The organism is Nitrospira sp. BLG_1, from assembly GCF_047338595.1.
In the GTDB taxonomy this organism is placed as follows: Bacteria; Nitrospirota; Nitrospiria; order Nitrospirales; family Nitrospiraceae; genus Nitrospira_D.
On the sequence record NZ_JBLFBO010000004.1, the window covers coordinates 181,849 to 199,188 of the forward strand.

Here is a 17,340-nt window from a genome sequence, read left to right on the forward strand (position 1 = left end):
CTGAAACCTGGAACTCGAAACTGAAGTCACGAACGACGCTTCACATTTCACTCATCACGGTATTTGTTGTGGGCAAAACGGGCCTCGTCTACCATCCAGCGTTTCTTGAGCATGACATGGGACCGGGACATCCGGAATCACCCAACCGGCTTCGTGCGATCATACAGCGATTGGAAGAGAGTGGAACAGCCGCTCGCCTGACCCGCATCGAGCCCCGACGGGCTGAAGATGAGTGGATTACGCAGGTTCATTCACCGGCTTATGTGGCGTCGTTGAATCGGCATGCGCCCACGGAGGGGCGTGTCTCACTGGATCCGGATACCTCGATGTCGTCGGGCTCGTTGCATGCTGCCTACTTAGCCGCGGGTGGTGCCTTGGCAGCGGTCGATGCCATCATGGCCGATCAGGTGGAGCACGTCTTTTGTGCTGTCCGTCCGCCAGGACATCATGCTGAAGCTGGACGTGCGATGGGGTTCTGTCTCTTCAATAACGTGGCGATCGCCGCGCGCTATGTCCAAAAGAAATACGGGCTCACCAAGGTGCTCATCGTCGATTGGGACGTGCACCATGGGAATGGGACACAGCACAGTTTTGAGGAGGATCCCTCCGTGCTCTTTTTCAGTACTCATCAATATCCCCACTACCCCGGCACAGGTCGAGGGACCGAGCGAGGCAAGGGGGCTGGCGAGGGGTTTACCATCAATGTGCCGATGGAGGCCGGAGAGGGCGATGAGGAGTACCACAACATCTTTCTCAAAGCACTTGTACCGGCGGCTGATGCATTCAAACCAGAGTTTGTGATCATCTCGGCGGGATTCGACGCACACAAAGACGATCCATTGGCCAGTATGGGGTTGACGGAAGCTGGGTATACGGATCTGACGAACATCGTAGCTGGGGTTGCCAAACACCATGCAAAGGGCCGCATCTTCTCGTCGCTGGAGGGAGGCTACAACCTTACCGCACTGGCAGGGTCCGTTGATGCGCATGTTAACGCGCTTCTGAACTGTTGAACTGTACACCGAAGATTGTAAGAGGACCGACATCGTGACACATCCACTCTTGATCGATACCGATACACTGCAGCAACAGCTAGGTCGGCCTGGCCTCGTCGTCATCGACGTTCGAGGCAGAGCGGCCTATGAATTCGGTGGCCATATTCCTGGCGCCGTCCATTCGACCTGGCATGAGTACAGTGACCCCAACGCCGTCGCGAAGGGACTGCTGAATCCAGACCTCGGCCAGATTGAGCAGATCCTTCGTCGTCTTGGGATCAATCACGACAGTGACGTTGTGATCTATTCGAATCCCTTCGACAATTGGGGCGATGAAGGGCGGATGTTTTGGATGTTGGAACATCTGGGCCACCCACGCCTGCGGATTCTGGATGGAGGATGGGTAAAGTGGACTGCAGAGAAGCGGCCTTTTGCACATGGGTCGGTGTCGTCAACGATGGGGAACTTTACGGCGCGACCGGTGCCCGCGTTGATGATGGTGAAAGACGATCTGAAAACGATCGTGAAGATGTCTCATCCCCAGACCGCGATTCTGGATGCGCGGAGCGTTGAAGAGTACCTTGGAAAAGAAGTATCGGGCATCCCCAGACCGGGGCATATTCCGTCAGCCATTCATTTGGCGTGGAACGGATTTTTGAATAAGGATGCCACGATCAAGGACGTCACGATAATCAAGGAAATGCTGGAGGCGAAAGGGGTTCATCCTGGTCAGGATGTAATTTGCTACTGTACCGGCGGGGTACGATCGGCCTGGCTCTACTTTATTCTCAAGCTGGTGGGATATCCAAGGGTCAGCAACTATCCAGGATCATGGTGGGAGTGGAGTCGGGACTTCGCCGCGCCGGTCGAGAAGGACTTGCAGGCCCTGCAGAAAATTCTTGGATTTTCTTCGGCACCCCAAGCTTCTTGACAGCCGCGAGACACGCTGTGTAAGGTCATTTCATAGGAAGTCGGTGTCGTCTGAACTGCGAATTTTCACCCATCAAGGAGGCAGCCATGATGAGAAGAATTCTTCGTGGTGCGTTGGTAGTGATTGGAGGCGGCCTGTTACTCGGGGCGCCGTTGTTCAATGGTGTCGCACTGGCAGGTGACAAGCATGTGGCGGAAGCGGTCGAACATGCGAGGGGTGCGGCATCGCATGGTAAAGAAGGCCATGCCGACGCCTGTGTGCAGCATGCAGAAGAAGCGCTGAAGCATGCGACGGCTGCGGGTGGGAAAAACCCACATTTACTCGAAGGCGTCAAGCATCTGACGGAAGCGGTGAAGCATGGCAAAGCCGGACATGCGGAGGCATGCACGGAACACGCTGAGGGCGGCGCCACGCATCTGGCTGAAGTGAAATAACGTCAAGAGCCGATAATTGTCGGCTGCCAGCTGAGATTTTGGACGGGCAGGGACACAATCCCTGCCCGTTCTTGTATGCAAGGAGCATCCTGTGCGAGTCGGCTTCTACCAATTCGATTCGCAATTCGGGGAAGTCGCTGCGAATCTTGATGTGGTGACGGCGAAGCTGGAGCAGGCAGATGCCGATCTGCTCATACTCCCGGAGTTGTTCGCGTCCGGGTATCAGTTCGTGTCTCGTGAGGAGGTACAGAGGCTGGCCGAGCCGGTTCCCGATGGCCCGACAGTTCGTCGGCTGGTCGATATCGCAAAACGCCGCAAGATGCATCTTGTGGCAGGGCTCCCTGAGCGATCCGGGTCAGTCTGTTACAACTCGGCTGTGGTCGTGGGGCCATCTGGATTTCTGGGGTGTTACCGAAAAACCCATCTGTTTTACGAAGAGACCCAGTTCTTCACGCCGGGTGATTCCGGCTTTCTGGTGTGGGATATCGGTATCGCCAAGATCGGTGTCATGATTTGTTTCGATTGGTACTATCCGGAGGCTGCTCGGACATTAGCGATACAGGGCGCTGAGATTATCTGCCATCCCTCCAACCTCGTCTTGCCGAACTGCCCGGATTCGATGCCCGTTCGGTGCCTTGAAAATCGAGTGTTTGCCGTGACATGCAACCGGATCGGTCGGGAAGCACGCGGTGAGAAGGATCCATTGACCTATATCGGACAGAGTGAAATCGTCACACCGAAAGGCGTGATCACGCAGAGAGCGTCTCGTGATAAAGAAGAACTGACCATCATTGAGATCGATCCGGCTGAAGCCCGCAATAAAAGTCTCAATTGCTATAACGATCTGTTTCGTGACCGGCGTGCGTCCCTGTACAAGCTATAACCGTTCACATGTATTCTGTCCGGAGCTTGCGCAAGTCGCATGGGCAGGGTAGGATTTCGCTTATGAGTACGGAACTCCGGAAGGGCATGTTTCTGATCGCCGCTCCAGCCCTGCGCGATCCAAATTTTCGCCAGACCGTGGTGTTGCTGTGCGAACATGGACCGGAAGGGGCGCTGGGTGTCATTGTGAATCGGCCCACTGCTATGTCCATTTCTGAGGCGCTGCCGCAGATTCCCGTCATCGAAGGTACAGGGCATGTCCTCTATGCCGGCGGTCCCGTACAAACGAATCAAGTGATGTTGCTCTACCGGGGCGACCAATTTCCGGACAACGCCCACCATGTCTTCGACGGAGTCTGTCTCGGCGGAGATATCGGGATGGTCGAACGCATTCTGACTGCGGCCGGCACTAAAGAATTCTTCAGGGCCTATCTCGGCTATTCCGGATGGGGGCCAGGCCAGCTGGAAGGCGAGATGAAAACCGGCTCGTGGATTATCCTTCCGGCCGATCCTCAAGCGGTGTTTGAAAAGGATCCGACGCGTGTGTGGGGAGACATCTTGTGCACGTTGGGCGAAGCCTATCAGCCCTACGCGGAGATGCCGTTCGATCCATCCTGCAACTAAATCCTCTCCTCTTGCTTCTCTCCTCATCACTCACGCATCATTGGCAAAGAAAATAGCGGCGAGTGTTAAGGCTGTATTCATTCTCGTAGGGGAGAGATTTGTGACTCAGGCGGGCTTATCTCGGGAAGACGGCGACTCATTTCTGAAGAAACTGCACGAACAACCGCATCAGCCGATTAGCGAGTGGCTTCGCGCACCGGCTCATGTGCAGTACGAAGCCTTTCGCATGTCCGACCCACCCACGCAGCGGCCGGCCAGCCGAGCTGAATTTCAATCGTTACTGGAGCGATTCAAGGTTTCCGATGAGCGGATCGAACTGCGAGACAATTTTGGCTATGGTGTGAAGGAAGCCGAGAATGGAGATCGCCTCATTCTCATCTGGCAAGCCCATACGGAATACTATAACTACCAATTTTGGCATGTGCCTTCATCGCCGGCGAGCCTACTCACGTTTGGACCACTCACGTTTCCAGCTGCCCCTGTTTCGTTGACACCCCTGGGTTCCGTCGTCTGCCGGTTGGATATCGTGCTGAAGACGGGAGCCCTGCCTTCGCGAGAAGAGGTAAGAGGGCAGCTACCAGGGCCTGTGTTGTATGGCAGCCGAATCTTCAATGAGCAGGCGGCTGTCGTGACCAGTTTTACGCCGGACAATCACGGGCGGGAACGGTACTGGGTGAGTGTCGGTCCGTTGCAAGGCGACCACTCGCGGTTGAAAGACATTGTGGATGCCGTGGTGCGGATCGAAACCTACTACCATCTCCTGCTGATGCAGAAGCCGCTGTTCTCAGCCGCGATCGACCAAGTCTATAAATTCGAACAGGTGCATCTCCAGCAGCGAGAAATCATTACGGGACATATCGGGCACGCCAATCCTGAGACGCTGCAGCGATGGTTGAACAGCCTCACGCAAGACTTGCTGAAAACCAATCGCATGGCGGGCAAATTACACTTCGAACTGTCGGCCTCGATTCCGTATGATAAGATCGTGCATGCCACGTTGGGCTCGTTGGCGGAGCAGCCCACAGCCTCCTACCGTCCCATCTCCGACTATGTGTTGGGAGGCATTACGGGTGTGGCGGAAGGGTATCAACAACTCTTGCGCCGGATTGATACGCTCCGCGGCGGATTCGAAGGCATCATTGCGATTATTCGCACCCGGATCGACTTGATTGTGGAGTCACAAAACCTCACGCTCCTCCAGAGCGTCGACAAGACGACGAAGAGCCAGGTCATTCTCCAGCATACCGTTGAAGGCCTGTCTGTCATCGTGATCGCCTACTATCTGGCCGGCCTGGCAGGATACGTCTTCAAGGGGCTGTACGAAGTCGGTTGGCTTGGTAATGCGAATGTGGCCTCGGCGATCTTCGTGCCGGTCGCCATTGGGTTGGCCTTCGCCGTCACCACCTTCAGTAAAAAATATCTGCACAAGAAGCTGGCGGGTGAGCAACCAGCGACCAACGCTGACAAGCAGGAAGAGTAGCTCACTGCGGTAGGTCGCTAAAGCCTGCGATATCCACGTAAGTGCCGCATCGTTTCTCCTTCATATTTTCTGCACCCTAGCGAATTCCAACAGCACGCTCATGGGCTGATCTTCACTGGTGAATGTGCTGGTGTCCCATCAAGTAAGGCCCAGGATATTTACCAGCAGTAGTGCTGTTGTCTTCCACCACTCCTGCTCTGAGTGAGAGCAAAAATACGAACGACATTTCTCGTGACGTATCACATCCGATACAGCTCCTGAATCCATTTGGATTCAGGCACGAGTGATCGGTGCGATGGACCTCCTGTAAGTGAGGTTTTGCTGAGCATCATATCTTGCTGAAACTAGGGAGCTTGTCACCGCTTGCATTGCCGGTTGGTGGAAATGCCGCAGTACAGGCATTTCACTTGCTCTAAGCGACGAGGAAGTCACGCAAGAGTCGAGCTCCAAAGAATTCCTGCCGGCTCACGTACGACGTATGGAGTGGGGGATTGGCGAATCAAGGAAAGGAGGTCGAGGGTATCTGATACCTGATTGAGCGGTTCTCTACTCTCACTGGGCGAAGGCATGTTCATGTCGGTTGTTGCCACGCATGGCCAATTCAACGAAAAGGAGATATTAGAATGAAAACGAAACCAGCGGAACTCCAGAATACAACACGGAGGATTGAAAAAGATCCCAAGCCCAATGACCCGGAACTTGGACCGTTGAAGCTGCTTCCAGGGAAGTGGGCGAACGTGCCGAACTTACAGGGGCGTGGATGGAATATGATCGCGCTGCCCTTTGTGGCGCCGCCGCCGCAGGGAGTTCCCTTTCCCCTCAATTATCGCTTACTGGTCAATCAATACAACGAAGAGCTTGAGTTTACCCTGGTCGATAAGGCCGTGCCGAATCGTGGCGTCCGTCTCTCTCCGGGGACTCCTGCGAATACCGATCAGTTTCTCGTGACGCTCGATTATCAACAGAGCATCAAACAAATCGCCGCCGATGATTTCCCGAAGAGCGGCCTGGCTGGTCCGGCTGGCGCTGCCATTCATCATGAACCAGGTTTGTGGCTGCATATGACGAACGGCATGACGGACAGTCTGAATATTGCGCGGCTTGCGAGTATCCCTCACGGCGATTCGGTGCTGGCGTTAGGTCAGAGTAGTGAACACCCGGGCAGACCAAGCATTCCTGACATCAACGGTTTGCCGATCGGGGTTGATCAAGATCTGAAGAATCCCTATCTGGCCCCATACAAACATTTTAATGACAATCTGTTTCAAGGCTTGTTCAACCCCATCAGTCCGAACGACCTCCTCGAGGAGGCGAATAAAGGTATTGAGATCGAACGCACCACGGTCCTGGATGTTGACTCAACGCATCCGACGGGTGGCGTGGTGAACATCCCCTTTATTGTGAGGCAGGCCAATGCGACGGTCATGAAGTCCACCTTCTGGATTCAGGAGTTGAAAGAGAAGGACAAGGATGGAAAGCCGAAACTGCGTCTGCAATATTCCCAGCTAGTCATGCTGGATTTCTTCCCGCGTGTAGATGGATTGCCTCCCAGCTGTTGCCCAGGACTCATTCAATGGCCGCATGTCAGCATCAACACCTTGGAGAAAGTTTGCTGATCCCAAAGTGATCTCCTCCGCGTATCGAGGCGGCGGCGGATGTTCAATCCGTCGTCGCCTCAACCCTGAGGAGTTCTGGTCTGAGGATTTCCGACAAAAACCGACCTGTGTGTGATCCAACTACTTTTGCCACTTGTTCTGGGCGGCCTTCGGCGATAATCTGCCCTCCCTCAGCGCCGCCTTCAGGGCCGAGATCGATGATCCAGTCCGCAGATTTGATGACATCGAGATTATGTTCGACGACGACCACTGTGTTCCCGGCGTTCACGAGTTTGTGGAGGACGGTGAGGAGTTTCTTGATATCCTCAAAATGCAGACCGGTGGTGGGCTCATCCATAATATAGAGGATGTCTTTGGCTGAGGCATCTTTGAGCTCGGCGGCGATCTTCAATCGCTGGGCTTCTCCACCTGACAATGTGGTCGCGGATTGGCCCAGGCGAAGATAGCCAAGCCCGATTGAGGAGAGCAGATGGAGCTTATCTTGTAGCTTTGGCGATCCGGTGAAGAATGAAGTGGCTTCTTCCACGGTCATATTGAGGACTTCGGCGATATTCTTCCTGCGGTAACGAATCTTGAGGACCTCTGCGTTAAAGCGCTTGCCGTCACAGATCTCACAGGGCGCATAGATATCTTCGAAGAAATACATCTCCAACTTCTCTACGCCGCTGCCTTCGCAGCGTTCGCACCGGCCACCGGCGGCGTTGAACGAAAAGTGTCCCGGTGTAAGTCCTTGTTGTTGTGCCTCCCGTTCCGCGGCGAAGAGCTGACGGATTTCGTCGAAGCCTTTTAGGTAGGTAATCGGGTTAGATCGTGGCGTACGGCCGATCGGTTGTTGATCGATCAGGCGGATGCCTTTGAGGTGTTCGATACCTTTGATCGCTTTGAAATGCCCCATGGGTAGAGATGCCACACGAAAGGCCCTGGCCACGGCTCGATAGAGGGTCTCTTCAACCAGCGTACTTTTCCCGGAACCAGACACACCGGTCACACAGATTAACATGCCGAGGGGGATACGGAAGGAGAGATCTTTGAGGTTGTGTTCCGTGGCCCCGGCGAGCACCAGCGTCTTGCCGTTACCGGTTCGTCGCGACTGAGGTTGGGGGATCTCCTCTTCACCGCGCAAGTATCGAGCAGTTGTGGCCCGACGATCTTGGATGAACTCCTTCGTTGGTGCTGCACAGACGATCTCACCACCCTTTTCACCGGATTGGGGGCCCAGTTCGACGAGGAAATCGGCGGACTCAATCATGCGGCGGTCATGCTCGACGACCACGACGGTATTTCCGGTCGCTGCGAGGTCACGGAGGATGCCGGCCAATAGATCGGTATCCCTGGCATGGAGCCCAATGGTCGGTTCGTCAAGCACGTAGAGTGTGCCGACGAGTCGCGAACCGAGTTGATTCGCCAATGCCACTCGCTGGGCTTCCCCACCGGAGAGGGTTTTTGTTTGCCGATTGAGCGTCAAGTATCCGAGGCCGACGCGTTGGAGAAAGCCCAGTTTCGCTTTGAGTTGCCGGAGGATATCCGACGCGATCTCCTGTTCGGATCGGCGCAAGGGCAGGGAGTCCACCCAGGCTGCAAGACTCTCAACCGTTCGTTCCGTCGTCTCGTGGATATCACTGCCGGCGAGCTTGACGAAGCGCGCATCCGGTTTCAGGCGGCTGCCATGGCAACTGGGGCAATCGAAAGGCGTGCGGTAGCGGCTGAGAAAGACGCGTACGTGTAGCTTGTATCGCTTGCCTTCGAGGTACTCAAAGAAGTCATTAATGCCGTCAAACGATTTGGCTCCTTCCCAGAGCAACTGCTGCTGATCCGCCGGCAGCGACTTGAAGGGAGTCTCGACGTCAACGCCATGTTTTTTCATCGCAGTCAGCATTTGTTTCTGCCACCAGGCCGAGCTGGGCTTACTCCAGGGTTCGATCGCTCCTTCGGCGAGAGATTTTGTCTGATCGGGGATGACCAGCTCGGGATCGTACCGCAGCACATTACCGAAGCCTTTGCACTCGGGACAGGCCCCGAGTGGATGGTTGAAGGAAAAGAGAATCGGCCGGAGTGGTTCAAAGGTTCGTCCGCAACTCTGGCAGAGAAATTTCGTGCTGTAGGACTGAGGTCCATGGTTGATGATGTCGATGGAACACCGGCCCTCCCCTTCACGAAAGGCTGTTTCCACACCCTCAATTAGTCGCGTGCGGTTGTCTTCCCGAATGACGAGACGATCGAGAACGATATGGAGCGAATGAGACTTGTGAAGTTTTACCTGCCCAGCCTCGTGGAGGTCGATCACATCATCCTGCGTTTTGACCCTGGTGAACCCGCGCGTGAGGAGGGATTGGACAAATGCGGCTTCTTCTTTTGGCTTGGGATCGGCAAGAGGGAATAGAATCATGGCTCTGGAATCAGGCCATCGAGTGAGGAGGTCGTCTGCGACGGAGTCTGGTTGAAACGAACGGCCTTCTTGTTTGCAGTCTGGGCAAGTTGGCTTGCCGATTTTGGCGAAGAGGAGGCGTAGGAGATCGGCGATCTCCGTTGTCGTGCCGACCGTCGAACGAGCCGTGCGTACCTGATTCTTCTGTTCAATGGCAATTGCCGGGCGGACATTGATCAGTCGATCGATATCCGGGCGAGCCACCTTGTCGAGAAACATCCGGGCATAAGTCGAGAGCGACTCCACATACCGCCACTGGCCTTCGGCAAAGATCGTGTCGAACGCGAGCGACGACTTTCCAGATCCAGATACCCCAGTGATGGCGGTGACTTGATTGTGGGGAATCTGCAGCGAGACGTTCTTGAGGTTATTTTGCCTCGCACCCTCAATGATGAGATTAATAGATTGATTCGGAAGCGGAGGATTAGGTTTCACGGTCTGGTCCTAAGTATGATAAGTGAATAATGCTAGCAGTCCTATCACAGGGCTTCAATGGGGTTGAGGGAGGATCTGCCGATTCGCCAGTTGGCTGAGGGAATGCCGAATATCTAACCAGGAGGGCACATGATTTTGTCGACGACCAATAACATTGAGGGCAAGAAGACGGTGAAGTATCTGGGATTAGTTTCCGGTGACGCGATTCTCGGTGCGAATATCTTTCGTGATTTTTTCGCGTCGATTCGGGATATCGTCGGTGGGCGTTCGGCGGGTTACGAAAAGGAACTCCGAAAGGCCAAGACGATCGCGCTTGAAGAGATGGAGGAGCAGGCCAAGAATCTCGGTGCCAACGCAATCGTGGGTATCGACATCGATTATGAAACCATCGGCACGAACAGTAGTATGCTGATGGTCAGTGCGAATGGCACGGCAGTGGTGGTGGAGTAGGCGGAGTCTGAAAATGTCCGCCAGTTTTGTTCTCGCGTCGTTCAGACCCTCAACGTACCCCAGAGGGTATGCCTCGGCCCTTCACTCGCTGCGGCCTCGCGGGACAGCCATTTTGAGCCTCCTGCGAGAGAAGCGGCTTTCAGTATGCAGAAAATGCCGTCTCCAGATGCCTCTCAAGTATGATTCTCCAGCTCTGTATTAGACATCGAGGTATAGGCCCGTTCAAGTTAGTCTTGGTGAAAAGTTGGTCGACGCTGCAAAGATCCTTGGAAGCATACGGAATCCGAATCCCTTGGCAAGCCGGAGTTCTGGCGAATCTGATTTTGTGCGGCTACCGCAGCAGCATCTTCACAAGCCCCACGCATCCCAGGTACAGGACGAGCGATCCAGCCATTGAAGCCCAGAAGCCCAGGCGTGGGATACCGACAATCATGGCGGTGACGTAGACGATCCAGGGTGGGACAAACCACATGAGGCTCTTGGCGTAGTCGACGGTCGTGGCGCCACCGCCATTCATGTATAGCAGAATGAAGGTGGCGGCGGTGATGGCGGGGAAGGTACTGGCCATGGCCGCGAGAAATGAGTTGCCTTTGGCTCCGAGGTAGGTGGATAGGCTGACGATCGTGCCGCCGAGTAAGAAATAGACGACATACTTTGCGAGATCACCCACGAACAATCCTCCTTAGGTTTCCTGAACTATCAAATGATACTGATGACGGGCCGTTTCTGCATCACAATCCCACCCCACTATGGTGATTCGGATCTCTCGGTTCTTATCCAATCGCTGTCCTGACGGCACTGTACATGATGATGACCTCCACGGCGTGGGCGACGATGGTAATCCAGAGATTGCGAGTTCGGAGCCAGATCGTTCCCCAGACAAGTCCGTCCCACAGAGCAATCCAATGGAGATGCCGAAAGGTATTCACCATGAAGGGGTCGAAGGTAAACACCAGCGTTGTCGCCAACAGTGCAAGGGGAGTGAGCTGTCTGCCGAGGTGATCCCCTCTCCACTTCCGTTCGAATTCAGCCAAGCGGCCCAAGAGGAACCCGCGAAAGTTGATCTCTACGAAGAACGCGATGCAGCAGATGAACCAGGGTACCATCAGCAAAACAGGCAGCCGGCCGTGAGGGGTCTGTGTCAAAAAAGTGATGTCGTAACCGAATGATGGGTAGAGCGACAGAATCACAATAGTATTGAGGCAGCCTAGGACCAGTCCTGTCAGCAGCCCCCACTTCAGTCCATTGATGAACTTTGCCCGCTCCAGCCCCAGCTGTCTTGCGATCTCAGATGTGCCTGAAGCCCAGATGCCCATTGCCAGATAGGCCAGCAACTGCGGGGTGAATTGAGCAAGCAGTTGAGTTTGGAGAGAAGTGGGAAGAGCATAATAGCCGAGCGTGGCTCCGATGGGGAGCAGTGCCAGTCTGGAGCCCGTACAAACAACGCGATCGTGAACGAGCCGATGGGGCTCGGGAGTCATGAGCGTGTTATGAGAGCTCGAGGTGATAGCGGTCCAAGGTGGTCGCCTTGTGCCTGGACAAATTGGACAACGACTTGTTGTAATCAACGATCGCCCGTAACTCGTTGCCCTGCGCAGTCGCGAGGTCACGTTGGAATTCGAGTACAAAGCGTGTCGTGCTGAGTCCTACTTTCAGCCGTTCCTGCTCGGCCTGGAGTTGTTTCTCCGCCATGATGCGTGCGGAGCGGGTCGTTTCGATCCGCTTAAAATCCGTCTGAACCCGGCGCACCGCTTCACGAATACCGACGATGATCTGCTGGCGCACATTCGCGAGGGCCACCTCCGCGTTTTGCGCCTCAAGCTTGCGCTTGCTATACGTGTTGACGGCGGCTCGGTTCCCGAGCGGATAGCTGAGTACCAGCCCGGCTCCATAGTTATAGAAGTCGCCGCTGAAATTTCTGGTGAAGGATTCACCGTAGTCCCCGCCCAGGCCGGCAAGTCCGATCGTGCCTTGAAGTGAAAGGGTTGGGAGCAGCTGGTTACGCGCAAACTGCTTATTGAGTTCACCGGTTTCGACATTTTTCTTGGCCTGTGTGATTTCAGGCCGTTGTTCGATGGCGGTGTCGATGGCCTCTTGCAGGCTCAGAGGTTCAAGAACGGTGACGGGAGGATCAACCGGCGTGAGGCGGACATCTTGCCGAAGATCCTCTTCGCCGGGATTCAAGAGCCGCCGTAGTTGATCTTCCTGGTCGCGGATGGCTTTCTCGGCCACTAACACTTGCTCCACTCGCGAGGCCACTGCGGCCTCGGCTTGCAGAACATCGACGATCGACATAACCCCAGCCTTGGTCTTCGCTCGGTTGGCAGCCAAAAGTTCTTCGGCGGCCTTCAAGGCGGCTTGGGCGACCTTCAGATTGTCATTCGCAAATACCACCTCCCAGTAGGTTTGTTCCACCGAAGTGATGACGGTCATGACTCGATCTCGAAAGACATGCTGTTCGACGATCGCATTGTTTTGAGCGACCTTGATAAAGGTCTTGTTGATGGCAATTCCTGCGTTCCTGAGCAGCGGTTGGGTGAACGTGAACGCCAGTCCTCCCGTCCAGGCCGGGTTGAATAGAAATCCGCGTGCGACATTTTGATTGACGCTGTTTCTAGCCGGGCTATAGTTGACGTCCAAGTTGCCGCCTGTGATCAGGTTGGTCTGTGCATCGAGCGTCAGTGAATGGTTCCGTTGATCGAAGGTCGTGATCTGACCAAGTAAGTCTCCAGTTCCTCCGAAGACAGGACGATTGAGGGGATTCACGGTTCGGTTGTATTGGCCGTTGATGCTCAGGTTTGGGTCGAACTTCGACTGTTCAATGATGATATCAGCCAGTCGACTTTCGCGATTCTGTCGGCTGATGCTGATATCGAGATTGTTCTGTAATGCCCGCACTGCAGCATCAGCTAGTGACACAGTTTCACGCCGCTCCGTTGGGAGCGGCTGAGTCACGTCCCAACACCAAGCCGTGTGTGGCAGGGACATGCATGCCCATCCTGTGACCACCATGATCGTGAGACGATAGATACGAGTCGAGGAAGTACCATTCATTCATGCCTCCTTGATCAACGAGCGATACAAGAGCATACTATAAAGTGTTGTATGGTTCACGTCATGGAAATTCACAGACCCTCTGTCCGACACGCATCCGTTCGGATGACTCGGATCAATTCATTAGGCGTGTTTCTGTGTTTGCTTACCGCCGCCACCTTCTGCGTCGCTGTGCCAGCGTGGGCCCAGAGTGCCTCGGGGGTGCGGTCGTTCGCGGGCGGAGTCTCACCCCTGCTGAAGCTTCCGGGGGGAAGTTTGTATATCGACAACCAGGGCACGCAGGGGTTTCTCTACGGACCGGGACAACACTTCCAATCGCACAACTTTCGAAACCCGACTACGGGTCAGGCCTGGAGCGGAGCCGTGATGACCTTTGGTCCGCAACTGTCCATTGGGCTTATACAAGGAGCGAATCAGGCCGGGAGTCCAACCGTTCTGCCTCCTCCACCGCGCCAGACGGATTTGTTGCCGCCGATTGAGTCGGAATTGCTAGAACCGTTTCCCTAATCGGGCCTTGAGTACGTTCCGCGGTTTCATGCTTGCCGTTGGGCATGCGGCGGCTCACTGCGGGAGCGGAGACGTGGTGCTGGACTCGCCTCCTGTATCCGTTGATACATAGGCCAGGTGCCACGTCAAGGCCAAGACGAACTGAGATGCGGCTTTAAGGATCTTGGGGTCGATCGTGTCGGCGTTGTCGGTTGGTTGATGGAAGTGTGGATGGACGCCGCTGCTGACGACGGTGATGGTCGGGACTCCGGCTTCTTTGAACGGGACATGGTCGCCACCAGGGAAAAATCCATAAAGATCTAGCCTCTCCTTCACGCCGGCAGACTGGCCCGCCTCGAATGCAATATCCTTCTCGATTCCCGTTACCCCGACGGTGAGTCGTGCGTTTCCGACTCCAGCGTGATCGATATTGATCATGGCCTTGGTGAGGGAGAGCGGCAGGACAGGGCGCGAGGTGTACAGGCGTGAGCCGAGCATGTCGCGTTCTTCTCCGCTGAACGAGACAAAGAGGATGGTTCGGGAAGGACGCCTCTCGAGTTTGGCGAGCGCCCGTCCCACCTCTACGATGACCGCCGTTCCCGAGGCGTTGTCGTCGGCACCGGGAAAGAGAATCCCACCGGGACGGCCAAAGTGATCTCGATGGGCTCCGATAATCACTGTTTCCGATCCGGTTCCAGGGATCATTCCAAGCACATTGATCAGAAGTCCGTCCTCCGTCGTTGTCTTCCACTGAAGCGATACGAACCGATCGGTCTTGATTGCGTGTGATGAGGTGGATTGGTTCAGGCGCTCTTGAAAAACACGCAAGCGATCAGAACCGGTACCATCCGACTGCTGGAGAAGCTCTTGTGCCAGGGCGGTAGTGATCCAGGCGCCGGGAATCGCTTGGTCCTGAGGCAGTTGGCTGTAGAAGGCACTGGCACCCCCAGTGACGCCGCGACGGATTTCATAGGGATGGAGAATGGGACCTGTTGCCGTCAGGTAGCCGATCGCTCCACGTTCTCGTGCATATCGCACTTTGTCGGCGTGGCTTACGGCCTGTGCGTAATATTCAGGCTTGCCCCGCAGAAACAGCACGATGCAATTATTTACGTCGACACCGGCATAGTCATCGATGTGTTGAGTTGGATCAACGATGCCATATCCGACGAAGACGACCGGGGCTTGGATCTCTGCGGATGGCGAATCAAAAATGGGGAGATAGTCCAAGCCAAGCGTTTTGGTGATCAGATGGTAGGTTGCTCCGACTCGTAAGAGTGGCTCCGGCGTGAGTACTGGAGTCGGAACCCGGGTTGCCATCGCTCCGGAGGAAGTACCATCCTTCCCCGTGAAGAAAGGTACGACCAGGGATCCGTTGTGCACTCGTGTGAGCCGCAGGCCTGCTGAAAGAAATTCTTGCGCCACCCACCGTGCAGACTCGAGGTCCGCGTTGGTGCCGGCTTGTCGTCCGTTGAACTCGGGGCTGCTGAGTGTGCGAATGTCGGCCACCATTCGTTCCGGAGAAAGTGACTCTATGGCCGCTTGGAATGCCGTCTCCGGTGCCTGTGCGAGCGGGACCTGGGGTTGTAATAAGAAGGTCACGGCAGCGCAGATCACTATTGGGGTGAGCAATCGATTCAGAAAGGGTGCAAAGGCATTCATGATGGTATCCGGGCCACAGAGAGCAACGGTGGCTGACCGATGGATCATAGCATGCAGGGAAGCCGGTTGCAGAGCCGTACCGAGCCCAGGTACTATTCGCTCGGCGAGCAAGACGGACGTCCATGTTGTGAGGATGGAGATTCAGGATGGCAGGGGGCGAGCAAGGAAAAGGATTGTACGATCACTTGTACCGGCGGTTTTTTGAGGAGTGTGATACTCACGAGGGGTATTCTTTCCAGCAGGCTCCAGCCGGAAGTGCGGCGCCTCCGGTAGTGACGTTTCGGGAGAAACTGCGGTGGTGGACGTGGGATCGGTGGAAGCGTCGACGAACCCTTCTTGCTGAGCGGGACCGGTTGCAACGTGACATTCTTCAGATCAAGAAATCAGGAAACCTCAAGTAAGGCAAGCTGTGTTGAGGATGATTCGCCTGTCATATATCGGAGGGCAAACGTTGGCGACGCTGGGCCTCTTGGTAGCGGCAGGAACGGTTGTTATGGCGGGGCCTTCCCTGAGTTACGGTGTTCAACGAGAGACGCAAGAGGAAAAGGCAGCCAATCTGAAACAACAGGCAAAGGGTGGCCTCTTTCAGCAGTGGGCGTTCGATCAAGAGCCGATCGGAGGGCTGCCTCATGGTTTTGTGCAAGCAGTGTCCCGTGAGGAGCCGCTTGCCGAGTGGGTGGTGCAACGTCATCCCACGGCTCCCTCTCCACCCAATGTGGTGGTTGCGTCGTCGGGTTGTCGGCAATTCTGCTATCAGGTGCTGTTGGCCGAGGGAATGCAGTATGAATATCCGGATGTGAGTGTCCGGTTGCATGCCTCCCCAGGGACTGCTGGATCGGGTGGAGTGGTGATCGGGGCACGTGATGCAAACCATTTCTATGGTGCGACCGTGGACCTTGCCACGCAACAAGTTAGATTCGTTCGCCTTTCCGGCGGGGTCGCAACGATTCTCGGGCAAGCGACTATCACTCTGAAACCGGTTGACTGGCATACCCTCAGAGTGCAGCGCAATACGATCATCAGTAAAGACTTCATCGAGGTGTTTGTGGATGGCACGCTCGTGCTCTCCGTTGAGGATCAGACGTTGGGATTGGGGCAGGTCGGTTTTGTTGTGTCAGATAAGTCGACGATGCTTTTTGATAGTCTCCACGCGATTCCACTTTTTTCGCATCGACCGCTTTCTCCGCCGCCGGCCTACTAATGCGAGCCTACTGGCAACCTGAGTGTGTCTTCAAACTTGCCTTTGTCTTTACATCTGAGGTACGATTGTAGCGTCGGCTTGTGAAAGGCCTGCGCAAGTTCGGCGAAAAATGTAATGAGGCCTGGATAGATGTTGTGTTGGGCCAGCCCGGGAATCTGATCGGAAGCCAGAGCTAAGCCGCCGTGGTGTTGACGTCTTCGGCCCATTCCTTCCTCGTTGCTTTCTCGAGTCCAAGACAACATCGCTGTGTCAAAGGAGGAGCCAGATGGGTGCGAAGATTTATGTCGGTGGATTGCCGTATTCAACGACCGAGCAGCAGCTGAGTGACTTGTTTGCGGCGCATGGATCCGTGGCCTCGGCCCGGATCATCACGGACAAGTTTACCGGGCAATCTCGTGGGTTTGGATTTGTGGAAATGTCGTCCGATGCTGAAGCGCAGGCGGCGGTTGCAGCGTTGAACGGGACGCAACTTGGTGGACGTACCTTGACGGTCAATGAAGCGCGTCCTCAGGAGCCGCGTTCCGGTGGCGGCGGCCGCGGCGGATTTGGGGGCGGTCGCGGTTAAAGCGAGATCTGTTTTGTTGTCGATGAGGGGCTGCCGGAGGTTCCGGCGGCCCTTTTTACTTTTGAGGGCTGTGGTGGGAGGATGTTGATGCTGATTGGCC

The 17,340-nt window shown here is 55.4% G+C and carries 17 protein-coding genes; 12 read left to right on the top strand and 5 right to left on the bottom strand.

Annotation, left to right across the window (positions count from 1 at the left end; all coding sequences use genetic code 11):
- The first annotated feature begins 116 nt into the window (after positions 1–116).
- The 7 genes from ACMTNU_RS06265 to ACMTNU_RS06295 all read left to right on the top strand — a co-directional run bounded on the left by ACMTNU_RS06265 (position 117) and on the right by ACMTNU_RS06295 (position 6,962).
- Positions 117–1,013 (top strand): histone deacetylase, encoded by an 897-nt coding sequence (locus ACMTNU_RS06265; protein WP_413934370.1) that lies wholly within the window; start codon positions 117–119, stop codon positions 1,011–1,013.
- 34 nt (positions 1,014–1,047) lie between these two features.
- Positions 1,048–1,926, top strand: a complete 879-nt coding sequence (locus ACMTNU_RS06270) for a sulfurtransferase (protein WP_413934371.1) — start codon at positions 1,048–1,050, stop codon at positions 1,924–1,926.
- An 86-nt stretch (positions 1,927–2,012) separates the two neighbouring features.
- Positions 2,013–2,360 carry a small metal-binding protein SmbP gene (gene smbP, locus ACMTNU_RS06275; RefSeq protein WP_413934372.1) on the top strand — a complete coding sequence of 116 codons (348 nt, stop codon included), beginning with the start codon at positions 2,013–2,015 and terminating at the stop codon, positions 2,358–2,360.
- Between the two features lie 91 nt (positions 2,361–2,451).
- Positions 2,452–3,243, top strand: a complete 792-nt coding sequence (locus ACMTNU_RS06280) for a nitrilase-related carbon-nitrogen hydrolase (RefSeq protein ID WP_413934373.1) — start codon at positions 2,452–2,454, stop codon at positions 3,241–3,243.
- A 62-nt stretch (positions 3,244–3,305) separates the two neighbouring features.
- Positions 3,306–3,866 (top strand): YqgE/AlgH family protein, encoded by a 561-nt coding sequence (locus ACMTNU_RS06285; RefSeq protein WP_413934374.1) that lies wholly within the window; start codon positions 3,306–3,308, stop codon positions 3,864–3,866.
- A 100-nt stretch (positions 3,867–3,966) separates the two neighbouring features.
- Complete coding sequence (locus tag ACMTNU_RS06290; protein ID WP_413934375.1) at positions 3,967–5,346, top strand: DUF3422 family protein; 1,380 nt, start codon at positions 3,967–3,969, stop codon at positions 5,344–5,346.
- Positions 5,347–5,969: 623 nt separating this feature from the next.
- On the top strand, positions 5,970–6,962 hold the full coding sequence (locus ACMTNU_RS06295) for a heme-binding protein (protein ID WP_413934376.1): 993 nt from the start codon (positions 5,970–5,972) through the stop codon (positions 6,960–6,962).
- Between the two features lie 43 nt (positions 6,963–7,005).
- On the opposite strand, the gene uvrA is transcribed toward ACMTNU_RS06295, so the two are convergent.
- Positions 7,006–9,822: an excinuclease ABC subunit UvrA gene (uvrA, locus tag ACMTNU_RS06300; protein WP_413934377.1), complete on the bottom strand. Its 2,817-nt coding sequence runs from the start codon at positions 9,820–9,822 to the stop codon at positions 7,006–7,008.
- Between the two features lie 129 nt (positions 9,823–9,951).
- Between uvrA and ACMTNU_RS06305 the strand changes: the two genes are divergently transcribed.
- On the top strand, positions 9,952–10,272 hold the full coding sequence (locus ACMTNU_RS06305; protein ID WP_413934378.1) for a heavy metal-binding domain-containing protein: 321 nt from the start codon (positions 9,952–9,954) through the stop codon (positions 10,270–10,272).
- A 331-nt stretch (positions 10,273–10,603) separates the two neighbouring features.
- Here the strand turns inward: ACMTNU_RS06305 and ACMTNU_RS06310 are convergent, their stop codons facing one another.
- The 3 genes from ACMTNU_RS06310 to ACMTNU_RS06320 all read right to left on the bottom strand — a co-directional run bounded on the left by ACMTNU_RS06310 (position 10,604) and on the right by ACMTNU_RS06320 (position 13,326).
- Positions 10,604–10,942 carry a DUF3147 domain-containing protein gene (locus ACMTNU_RS06310; protein WP_413934379.1) on the bottom strand — a complete coding sequence of 113 codons (339 nt, stop codon included), beginning with the start codon at positions 10,940–10,942 and terminating at the stop codon, positions 10,604–10,606.
- Positions 10,943–11,045: 103 nt separating this feature from the next.
- Positions 11,046–11,753: a CPBP family intramembrane glutamic endopeptidase gene (locus ACMTNU_RS06315; protein ID WP_413934380.1), complete on the bottom strand. Its 708-nt coding sequence runs from the start codon at positions 11,751–11,753 to the stop codon at positions 11,046–11,048.
- 7 nt (positions 11,754–11,760) lie between these two features.
- Positions 11,761–13,326, bottom strand: a complete 1,566-nt coding sequence (locus ACMTNU_RS06320; protein WP_413934381.1) for a TolC family protein — start codon at positions 13,324–13,326, stop codon at positions 11,761–11,763.
- Between the two features lie 105 nt (positions 13,327–13,431).
- On the opposite strand from ACMTNU_RS06320, the gene ACMTNU_RS06325 reads away from it, so the two are divergent.
- Positions 13,432–13,833: a hypothetical protein gene (locus tag ACMTNU_RS06325; RefSeq protein ID WP_413934382.1), complete on the top strand. Its 402-nt coding sequence runs from the start codon at positions 13,432–13,434 to the stop codon at positions 13,831–13,833.
- 54 nt (positions 13,834–13,887) lie between these two features.
- Here the strand turns inward: ACMTNU_RS06325 and ACMTNU_RS06330 are convergent, their stop codons facing one another.
- The gene (locus ACMTNU_RS06330) at positions 13,888–15,474 is read right to left on the bottom strand and encodes a M28 family peptidase (protein ID WP_413934383.1); all 1,587 of its coding nucleotides are present in this window, start codon (positions 15,472–15,474) and stop codon (positions 13,888–13,890) included.
- 146 nt (positions 15,475–15,620) lie between these two features.
- Here ACMTNU_RS06330 and ACMTNU_RS06335 point away from each other — a divergent pair, with 146 nt between their 5' ends.
- From ACMTNU_RS06335 to ACMTNU_RS06345, 3 genes are all read left to right on the top strand, one after another.
- Positions 15,621–15,875 (top strand): hypothetical protein, encoded by a 255-nt coding sequence (locus ACMTNU_RS06335; RefSeq protein ID WP_413934384.1) that lies wholly within the window; start codon positions 15,621–15,623, stop codon positions 15,873–15,875.
- A gap of 17 nt (positions 15,876–15,892) precedes the next feature.
- Positions 15,893–16,675, top strand: a complete 783-nt coding sequence (locus ACMTNU_RS06340) for a hypothetical protein (protein ID WP_413934385.1) — start codon at positions 15,893–15,895, stop codon at positions 16,673–16,675.
- Positions 16,676–16,940: 265 nt separating this feature from the next.
- Positions 16,941–17,240, top strand: coding sequence for an RNA recognition motif domain-containing protein (locus ACMTNU_RS06345; protein ID WP_413934386.1), 300 nt, complete (start codon positions 16,941–16,943; stop codon positions 17,238–17,240).
- The last annotated feature ends 100 nt before the right edge of the window (positions 17,241–17,340 follow it).